Annotated in this window: 8 protein-coding genes; 3 read left to right on the top strand and 5 right to left on the bottom strand. The window is 73.5% G+C overall.

Features of this window, described 5'->3' with window-relative positions; translation table 11 throughout:
• The first annotated feature begins 168 nt into the window (after positions 1–168).
• Together E1283_RS25095 and E1283_RS25090 are read left to right on the top strand one after the other, a co-directional pair.
• Positions 169–423, top strand: coding sequence for a hypothetical protein (locus E1283_RS25095; protein WP_132820414.1), 255 nt, complete (start codon positions 169–171; stop codon positions 421–423).
• A 272-nt stretch (positions 424–695) separates the two neighbouring features.
• On the top strand, positions 696–2270 hold the full coding sequence (locus tag E1283_RS25090) for a S8 family peptidase (RefSeq protein ID WP_132820417.1): 1575 nt from the start codon (positions 696–698) through the stop codon (positions 2268–2270).
• A gap of 103 nt (positions 2271–2373) precedes the next feature.
• Here the strand turns inward: E1283_RS25090 and E1283_RS25085 are convergent, their stop codons facing one another.
• Positions 2374–3303 (bottom strand): cation diffusion facilitator family transporter, encoded by a 930-nt coding sequence (locus E1283_RS25085; protein ID WP_132820413.1) that lies wholly within the window; start codon positions 3301–3303, stop codon positions 2374–2376.
• A gap of 263 nt (positions 3304–3566) precedes the next feature.
• On the opposite strand from E1283_RS25085, the gene E1283_RS25080 reads away from it, so the two are divergent.
• Positions 3567–4319, top strand: coding sequence for a GntR family transcriptional regulator (locus E1283_RS25080; protein WP_132820412.1), 753 nt, complete (start codon positions 3567–3569; stop codon positions 4317–4319).
• Positions 4320–4331: 12 nt separating this feature from the next.
• Here the strand turns inward: E1283_RS25080 and E1283_RS25075 are convergent, their stop codons facing one another.
• From E1283_RS25075 to E1283_RS37485, 4 genes are all read right to left on the bottom strand, one after another.
• Entirely contained in the window at positions 4332–4799 is a 468-nt protein-coding gene (locus tag E1283_RS25075) for an SgcJ/EcaC family oxidoreductase (RefSeq protein ID WP_243745091.1), read from the bottom strand.
• Positions 4800–4903: 104 nt separating this feature from the next.
• Positions 4904–7336, bottom strand: coding sequence for a SpoIIE family protein phosphatase (locus tag E1283_RS25070; protein WP_243745090.1), 2433 nt, complete (start codon positions 7334–7336; stop codon positions 4904–4906).
• 62 nt (positions 7337–7398) lie between these two features.
• Entirely contained in the window at positions 7399–7602 is a 204-nt protein-coding gene (locus tag E1283_RS25065) for an SPOR domain-containing protein (RefSeq protein ID WP_132820411.1), read from the bottom strand.
• 61 nt (positions 7603–7663) lie between these two features.
• Positions 7664–9316 (bottom strand): hypothetical protein (locus tag E1283_RS37485; RefSeq protein ID WP_165956236.1); only part of this gene is annotated, 1653 nt, incomplete at its 5' end.

Here is a 9316-nt window from a genome sequence, read left to right as displayed (position 1 = left end):
GGGCGTGGGCGGGGCGTCGGGTGGTGCCGGCGTGCGCGAGGGGCGTGCGGGCGTGGTGGTCACCCACTTCGGTCGGTGACCTGCGGTTCCTCCCCGGGAACAGGCAGGGTACTGGCCCGGGTGAGTCCGGCCAGGCCTGTCTCCCCCTTCTCGCGGATCGGAGTCCTCATGTCTCCTCTGTATGACTGGCTGGCCAGCCTCTGGCGGACGTTCGTGCCCTACGCCGTCTCGTGGGCGGTGGTCCAGGCGGCGCGGGTCGGTGTCGAGCTCGACAACGCGACGGTGACCTCGGCGCTGACGGCGGCCGCCGGTACCACCTACTACGGCGTGGTGCGCTACGCCGAGCAACGGCTCGGCTCGCACTGGGGCTGGCTGCTCGGTCTCGCCCGCCCACCGTCCTACTCGCGCCCGGCCGAGGGGTGACGGCGGCGCCCGGCGTCCCACCGCGAGCCGGGGCGGGCGCCGGGCGTTGCACGGCGGAGGTCGGATGTCCAGACCAGATCCGGCAGTTCACAAGCGAAACTGATGCTTCACCAGCATTTCGCGCCCATGACGGATCGCGGGGAACTCTTGTCAATCCCTTCACGGAGGCGGACCATTCGAGAAGTGGTCATGCCCACGGCAATCGATCCTCTCGATTGTCATGGGCATGTCCTTCTGCTGTGTGTGCGCACCACTGATCAGGAGGAACCTTGATAGCAGTGACGCGAACTCCCCGCCGCTCACGGCTGGGCGGCACGGTGGCCACCGCCGCCCTGCTCGCCCTCGGGATCGGCGCGGCCCTCCCGGCGACGGCGCAGGCCGACGAGCCGGTCGGCGTGATCGACAACCTCGGTGCCGACGGCACCATCCAGGACAGCTACATCGTCGTCCTGGAGGACGGTGGCTTCTCGGCCACCTCGGACGGCGCCGACCGGCTCGCGGAGAGACACGACGCCGAGGTGACGGACGTCTACCGGCACGCGCTCAACGGCTTCGCGGCGGAGATGAGCGAGCAGGACGCCCTGGAGCTGGCGGCCGAGCCGGGCGTCAAGGAGGTCGTGCAGAACCAGCGGATCGAGCTGGCCGACACCCAGACCAACCCGCCCTCCTGGGGCCTCGACCGGATCGACCAGGCCGACCTGCCGCTGGACGCCGGCTACACCTACGCCAACGAGGGCGCCGGGGTGACGGCGTACATCATCGACACCGGGGTCCGCCTCACCCACCAGGAGTTCGAGGGCCGGGCCAGGTTCGGCTACGACTACTGGAACAACGGCGCCGTGGACGGGCACGGGCACGGCACCCACGTGGCCGGCACGGTCGCCGGCGCCAGCTACGGCGTGGCCAAGGAGGCCGAGATCGTCGCCGTCCGGGTGCTCGACAACTCCGGTGGCGGCACCACCGCCAGCGTGGTCGGCGGCATCGACTGGGTCACCGGGGACGCCGACGGCCCGTCCGTGGCCAACATGAGCCTGGGCGGCGGCGTCGACACCGTCCTGGACGCGGCGGTCCGCAACTCGGTCGCCTCCGGCGTCACCTACGCCGTCGCGGCCGGCAACAACTACGGCGCCGACGCCAGCACCCGCTCGCCGGCCAGGGTCTCCGAGGCCATCACCGTGGGCTCGACCACCAGCGCCGACGCCCGGTCCGACTTCTCCAACGTCGGCTCCGTGGTGGACATCTTCGCGCCGGGCACCGGCATCGCCTCGTCCTGGGCCACCAGCGACACCGCGACCAACACCATCTCCGGCACCTCGATGGCGACCCCGCACGTCGCCGGCGCGGCCGCGCTCTACCTGGCGGACAATCCGGCCGCCACCCCGGCCGAGGTCTCGGACGCGCTGGTGAACAACGCGATCTGGAACCGCCTCTCCGGCATCCCGGGCAACACGGTCAACGCCCTGCTGCACGTCGGCGACGAGGGCAGCGGCCCGCCCGCGCCGCCCTCGGGCCCCCGGTTCGGCAACAGCACCCAGGTGCCGATCAACGACAACTCCACCTCGACCTCCACGATCGCCGTGACCGGCGTCGGTACCCTGACCGGCGCCTTCCAGGTGGAGGTGCACATCGTGCACACCTACATCGGTGACCTGGTGGTGGACGCGATCGGGCCCGACGGCACGGTGCGGAACCTGCACAACCGCAGCGGCGGCAGCACGGACAACCTCGACGGCGTCTTCACCTTCAACGGCGCGGGCGTCGCGGCCGACGGCACCTGGACGCTGCGGATCAGCGACAACGCGGGCGCCGACGTGGGCTACCTGAGCTCCTGGGCCCTGCAGTTCTGAGGACCTGAGGACCTGAGGGACCGCGGTGCACCACCGCCGAGGGCCCGTGCCGGAGACGGCACGGGCCCTCGGGCGCCGGTGTCCGGTCGCGGCGTTCGGCGGCTCAGCCGGCGGCCGGCGCGGGCTCACGGTAGATGTCGGGCTCCAGATAGATCACCCGGGCGATCGGCACCGCCTCCCGGATCCGGGCCTCGGCGCCGTTGATCGCGTCGGCCACCTCGCCGGCGTCGTCGCCGCGTTGGACCGCGATCTTGGCGGCGACCAGCAGCTCGTCGGGGCCGAGGTGCAGGGTCCGCATGTGGATGACCCGGGTGACGGTGTCGCCGTCCACGATGGCCGCGCGGATCCGCTTCACCGCGTCCGGCCCGGCGGCCTCGCCGAGCAGCAGCGACTTGGTCTCGATGGCCAGCACGACCGCGATGACGACCAGCAGCACGCCGATGCACAGTGTGCCGACGCCGTCCCAGACGCCGTCCCCGGTCGCCAGCGACATCAGCACGCCGCCCAGCGCCAGGACGAGGCCGAGCAGCGCGCCCAGGTCCTCGAGCACGATCACCGGCAGCTCGGGTGCCTTGGCGGTGCGGATGAACTGGACCCAGGACTGGTCGCCGCGCACCGCGTTGGACTCCACGATGGCGGTCCTGAACGAGAAGCCCTCGGCGATGATGGCGAACAGCAGTACGCCGACCGGCCAGTACCAGTGTTCGAGTTCGTGCGGGTGCCGGATCTTCTCCACGCCCTCGTAGAGCGCGAAGACGCCGCCGATGGAGAACAGCACGATGGCGACCAGGAAGGCGTAGATGTAGCGCTCCCGGCCGTAGCCGAAGGGGTGTTCCTCGTTGGCCGCGCGCTTGGCGCGCCGGCCGCCGAGCAGCAGCAACGCCTGGTTGCCCGAGTCCGCCATCGAGTGCACGCCCTCGGCGAGCATGGACGACGAACCGCTGAACGCGGCCGCCGTGAACTTGGCCACCGCGATGGCGAGGTTCGCCGACAACGCGGCGACGATCGCCTTGGTTCCCCCTGACGCGCTCATGCTGACTCGTGGTCCCTTCCGTCATGGCGGATCGGCTTGGTCAGGCCTTCGCCCGACTCTTCAGGGCGCACATTCTTGCACCGCACGCTCCTCCGTCTCAGGGGTCCCGTCACACCGGGGGCGACGTGGGGTGATTGTCCCGGGACGGGGCCTCCGTCATCACTTCGAGTGAAACTTTGGCCGTTCCTTGCGGTCGGCGACGCTCTGTTGTCAAGCTGTTGCCGATTGTCAACACGAGACGGGAGCATCCCTGGGAGGGGCCTGTGCCGTTCGGTGAGCAGCCCGCATATCTCCGCGTCGCGGAGGACCTCAGACAGCAGATCGCCGACGGCAGCCTGCCACCGCATACCAGGCTGCCCTCGCAGGCCACGATCCGCTCCACCTACGGCGTCTCCGACACGGTGGCGCTCGAGGCCAGGAAGGTCCTCATGGCCGAGGGCCTGGTGGAGGGGAGGTCCGGCTCCGGCACCTACGTCAGGGAGCGGCCGGCGCCACGCACCATCGCCCGCAGCGGCTACCGCACGCTCGGGGACTGCTCGGCGTTCCGTCAGGAGCAGACGGACGAGCGGGTGCGCGGCACCTGGGAGGGGCACAGCGAGCGGGTCGAGGCGCCGCCCGCCGTGGCCGAGCGGCTGCGGATCGAGGCGGGGGAGCAGGTGATGTGCACCCACTACGTGTTCCGCACCGGCAGTGAGCCGGTGATGCTGTCCACGTCCTGGGAGCCGCTGCGGATCACCGGCCGCACCCCCGTGATGCTCCCCGAGCAGGGCCCGCTGGCCGGCCGGGGGGTGGTGGAGCGGATGGCGGCCATCGACGTGACCGTGGACAACGTGGCGGAGGAGATCGGCGCCCGGCCGGCGCTGGCCGCCGAGGCCCGGGTGCTCGGCGGGCTGCCGGGCCATCCGGTGCTGGTTGTCCACCGCACCTTCCGGGCCGGCAGCCTGCCGGTGGAGACGGCGGAGGTGGTGGTGCCCGCCGACCGTTTCCGCGTCGGCTACCACCTGCCCGTGCGGTAGCGCGCCGGCCAGCTACCGTTCGGAGGCGAAGATCGGCCGGCCCGCCGAGGCGGTCTCCACCTCGTCGTCCGGTGCGCCGGTGTTCTGGCAGGCCGTCAGGCGCCACTGGCCGGCCTCCTTGGCCATGACCCACAGGGGTGAGCCCACGTCGGGCCCGTCGGGCGTCCGGTACAGCTGGCGCAGCTTGACGGCCGCGACGTCGGGGCGGATGAACAGCACGTGCTCCAGTTCGAACGTGACTGTCGTGTCCCGCATCCCGCCCGGGAGCGTCTGGTGGGTGAAGGCCGTGATCTCGTCGAGTCCGAAGAGGCGCTTGCCGCCGCCCGTGGTCCAGATCGCGTCGGCCCGGAACAGGCGGAGGAAGTCGTCGGGGCGCTCGTTGTTCTGCGCGTGTTCGACCGTGGCGACCACCTGTCTGATGGCCTCGATCTCGTTCTCGCGGCTCGCCGCCGCGGCATCCATGGTGTCCGTGGTGTCCATGTGGACCACCCTGCGACTTCAAGGGCTCTTGAAGTCAAGGTGAGGCCGGTCCGCCAGGCCGGCGCCGGCGCCGGGGGTGGGGGTGGGGGCCGCCCCCGTGCCGACTACCGCTCGGGAAGGGCGAGTTCGAACCAGAGGGCGTGGCCGATGGGGCCGTGCCTCGTGCCCCAGCGGCGGGCCCGGTGGGCGGCGAGCAGCAGTTCGCCGCCGTCCTGGCCCATGGCGCCGCCGGCCGGCGCGCTCACCTCGATCATCAGCGAGGCGCCGTACACCATCCGCACGGCCACGGGTTCGGCCGTGTGTTCCATCGCGCCGGCCGCCAGCCGGTCGACCAGCCGCAGGGCCGGGTCGGCCAGGCTGCCGAGCTCCCAGTCGCGCAGCCGCCCGACAACCGCCTCCCCGACGGTCGCCAGCAGCGCCGGGTCGGCGGGGAAGGTCCAGTTGGCGACCCGGTCGGCCGGCAGGCGCCCCAGCCGGGCCGCCAGCAGCGCCACGTCGTCCGACTCCTGGCCGTCGGACGCCGCCGGCAACCGGTCGATCACCGCGTCGCAGATTCCCTCGAGGGAGACACCCGGCCCCGTCAGCTCGCCGAGCAGCGCGCACAACGAGTCGACGCCGGCGGTGATGTCGCGGTCCCTGGCCTCGACCAGGCCGTCCGTGTAGAGCACCAGGACCGAGCCCTCCGGCACCTCCATCCGCACCTCCTCGAACGGCACGCCCTCCACGCCGAGCGGCGCCCCGGACGGCAGGTCGAGCTGGCTGGCAGCCCAGCGCCCCGTCGTCGGATCCGGCTGGATCAGCACCGGGGGCAGATGGCCGGCCTTGGCCAACGTGCACTGCCGGCTGAGCGGGTCGTACTCGGCGTAGAGGCAGGTGGCCATCAGCGGATCGGAGAGGCGCGGGGCGATGTCCCGGCCGGCGTCGTTGAGCCGGCTCAGCAGGTGGGCGGGCCGCAGGTCGAGCGCGGCCAGCGTGCGCACCGCCGTCCGCAGCCGGCCCATGGCGGCGGCGGCGTGCAGCCCGTGCCCGGTGGCGTCGCCCACCACGAACGCCACCCGGCCGCCGACCAGCGGGATCACGTCGAACCAGTCGCCGCCGATCTCCGTGCCCTGACTGCCCGGCACGTAGCGGTGGGCGAACTGGACGCCGGGCTGCTCCGGCAGCGTCTGGGGGAGCAGGCTGCGCTGGAGGGTGAGGGCGGCGTCCCGCTCCCTGGCGTAGAGCCGGGCGTTGTCCAGGGTGATCCCGGCTCTGGCGGTCAGCTCCATGGCCAACGCCAGGTCGTCGCGGTCGAAGGCGTGGCGGTCGCCGCTGCGGGTGACCACCAGCAGCCCGAGCACCGTGCCGCGGGCCCGCAACGGCACGGTGATCAGCGAGTTGACGTTCAGCTCGTGGAGCACGGAGGCGACGTCGGGGTCGCCGGCCGTGGCGGCCAGCAACTCCGTCCTGGTCTCGCCGAGATAGGGGACGCCGGTGTCGAGCACCGGCCGCAGGAAGGGCGCGTTGGGCTCGAAGCTGCCGCCCTGCTCGTCCCGGCGGAGGCGGGGTTCGAGCACCGGGTGGTGGGCGCGGCTCGCGAAGCCGATCTGGGACAGCGGTCCGCTGGCCCGCTCGTGCGCGGTGGGCGGCTCCCCGCCGGCCACGACGCCGGACAGCAGCTCGACACCCGCCAGATCGGCGAACCTGGGTACCAGGGCGTTGGCCAGCGTCTCGCCGATCCGCCGCACGTCGAGCAGGTCGGCGATGGCGCCGCCGACGTCGTCCAGCAGCGCCAGCCGCTGTCTGGCCCGCTCGATCTTCCCCTCGACGTCCCGGCGCTCGGTGATGTCCAGGATGATGTTGACGACGCCGAGCGGGCGGCCGGCCCGGTCGGTGAGCCGGCCCATGGACACCGAGCGTGCCCCGAGCCCGTCGGGCGAGGGGATCACCAGGTCGGTCAGCGGCTGCCCGGTACGGAGCACCTCGCCCTGCAACCGGTGGAGCCGCCGGGCCATCTCCGGCGGCAGCACGTCGAGCACGGTCCGGCCGAGGAGCTCGGCCGCCGGGATGCCGCCGAGCCTGGACAGCGCGTCGTTGACCCGGACGTAGCGCATGTCGGCGTCGAAGACCGCGATGCCGAGCGGGGAGGCCGTGAACAGCCCGTCAAGCGTGGCGAGGCTCTGCTCGACGGCCTCGTAGCGGGCGTTCTCGAGCAGAATGGCCAGAACGCGCGCGGGACCGCCCGGCGCGGGGAACAGCTCGGCCCGGCAGCGGAGTTCCACGGTGTGGCCGTCCCGGTGGCACACGGCGAACCGGCCGTTCCAGGTGCGCCGGGCCAGCAGCGCGCGCAGCACGTCGCGGCCCGGTGCGGGGTGCTCGGCCGGGAGCAGGCCGGCGAGTGGCCGACCGACCGTCTGGGCGGCGTCCCAGCCGAGGATCTCCTCCGCCTTCGGACCCCAGAACAGGATCCGGCCACGGATGTCCAACATGACCATGCCGACGTGCAGCGACTCACGGCGCGCTTCGTCGGCGCTCCGGCTGCCGGGTTCAGTGCTCACGCTCTGCGCCCCCGTCGGTGGGTGGTCCGGAACATCCCTTCCACCCGATTATGTCCGCGGGGTCAGAGGTGTGCGCGGGTCGCCGGCTCCACCCGCTCGACCACATAGTGCGCCGAGTCCTCCGCGGTGCCCGCGCCGGCGCTCATCCGGAGGCGCTGGATGAGCCGTTGTGCCTCGGCGCGCGTGGCGCAGTGGCCTATGCGGTAACGGCCACCGTTCTCCTCCTGCCGGATCACCTGCCACGGCTGCAGGTTGGTCCCGTTCATTCATCACCCCCCATCTGCATATGCCAGACCATACGCCAGCGTGTCACCGGTCGAACAGAGATCAGGCCACCGGCCCCGATTCGCCGGTGTCACGCAGGGCCAACGCGCGCCCCTCGACGGCCAGCGCGTCCACCCGCCGGGCGATCGGCAGCGCCGTCGCCGGGTCGTTGTGCGCCACCTCCCAGGAGCGCTCCAGCAGGTGAGCGGCCTGCGCCAGTCGGGTGCGGGCCGCCGTCCCGACCGACTCGCGGTGCGCGGTGAGATGGTCCTGCGCGGCGGCCAGCGTCGCCGCCGCCGTCAGCAGCGCCTGCTCGAACATGGAGCGGGCCCTGCGGTTGCGGTCCTCGCGCTCCCGCCGGGACGCCAGGGCGGCGGCCAGCGCGGCGTCCGCCTCGCCGAGTCGACGGAGCGCGCCGAACGGGTCGCCGGCCACCGTCGCGCGGGCCTCGGCCAGGGCGGCGTCGGCGCGTGCCGACGCGTCGCGCAGCGCGTGCTCGCTCCCCGCCTCGCGCAGGTCGGCCTCCGTCTCCTGCGCGGCCTCCGCGAACACCGTGGCGGCCCGCTCCACCTCGTCCGTCCACCGGGCCACCCCGTCCACCAGCAGACCGGCGCCGGCCAACGGGGCCGCCGCCGCGGCCGGCCCCTCCCGCCGCAACAGCTCGCCCCCGCGCGCCAACCTGGCCCGCGCCGCCGCCGGATGCCCGGCCACCGGTGCGACGGCGTCCGCGCCGAACCGCTCCACCAGCCGACGCAACGTCCCCTCGGCCGCCGCGATCCGGCCGGGCAACTCCGTCGCCCCCGTACGCACCGCCGCCTCGTCCACCCCGGGCGGCGAAGCCGCCAACCGCTCGCCGGCCCGCGCGCACCGGAGCTCGATCTCCTCGAGCAGCCGGCGCCGCTCCAGGTCGTTCCGCTCCAGCGCCGGTTCGTCCAGCCGGAAACGGATCCGCAGCGCCTCCGCCGTTCGGGTGGCGGCCTCGCCGAGTGCCGCGGGCGGGGCGTCGGGCGCGAACGCGTACGCCTCGGCACGGGTGCGGACCGCGTCGTCCGTCTCGATCAGCAGGCCACGGGCCCGCCGGTCGAGCTCCGCCAACGGCGGATCGTGGGACTGCGTGGGCGGCTCCGTCGACCGCCCCGACCAGCGCAGCGGCACCATCCGGTACCTGCCCCGCAGCCCGCGGCCGCGCAGGCCGCGTGCCACCAGGTACCCGACCACCAGGACCAGCGCGGCGACCAGCGCGAGCGGCAACACGACGACGGTCGCACCGCCGCTCCCCGACGCGACCGGCTCCTCCCCCTCCGGCCGCGGCGGGCGTACCGGCACCGGCCGGTCGTCCGTCACCGCCGGGTACCCGTCGGCGGCGCCGATCGCCGCCCCCGCCCAGTCGCCCCCGCGCAGCGCCGGCCGGATCGCCAGCAGCAGATCGCGCTGGCCGAGCTCGTTGCGGTCGGCGTCGGCGTCGGCGTCGGCGTCGGCGATGGCGACGGCGTCGGCGTCGGCGTCGGTCCAGGACTGGGCATCGTGGCCCGAGAGGCGGTGCACGGACGCGGCGAACCGCTCGTCCGGACCCGTTAGGGCGTGCTCGACCTCCCCGTCCCGGCCGGCAAGCGTCCCGGCGAGGTCGGTCACCTGGCCGGCGTCGTCCAGATCCGCGGTGTCCTCGGCCGAGGTCGGGGTCGGGGTCGGCGTCGGCGCTGTGGCGGGGCCGTGGGG

Origin of the sequence: Streptomyces hainanensis, from assembly GCF_004348415.1 — a bacterium.
GTDB lineage: Bacteria > Actinomycetota > Actinomycetes > Streptomycetales > Streptomycetaceae > Streptomyces > Streptomyces hainanensis.
The sequence above is the reverse complement of the archived record's forward strand: the minus strand, read 5'-3'. Positions and strand labels throughout refer to the sequence as shown.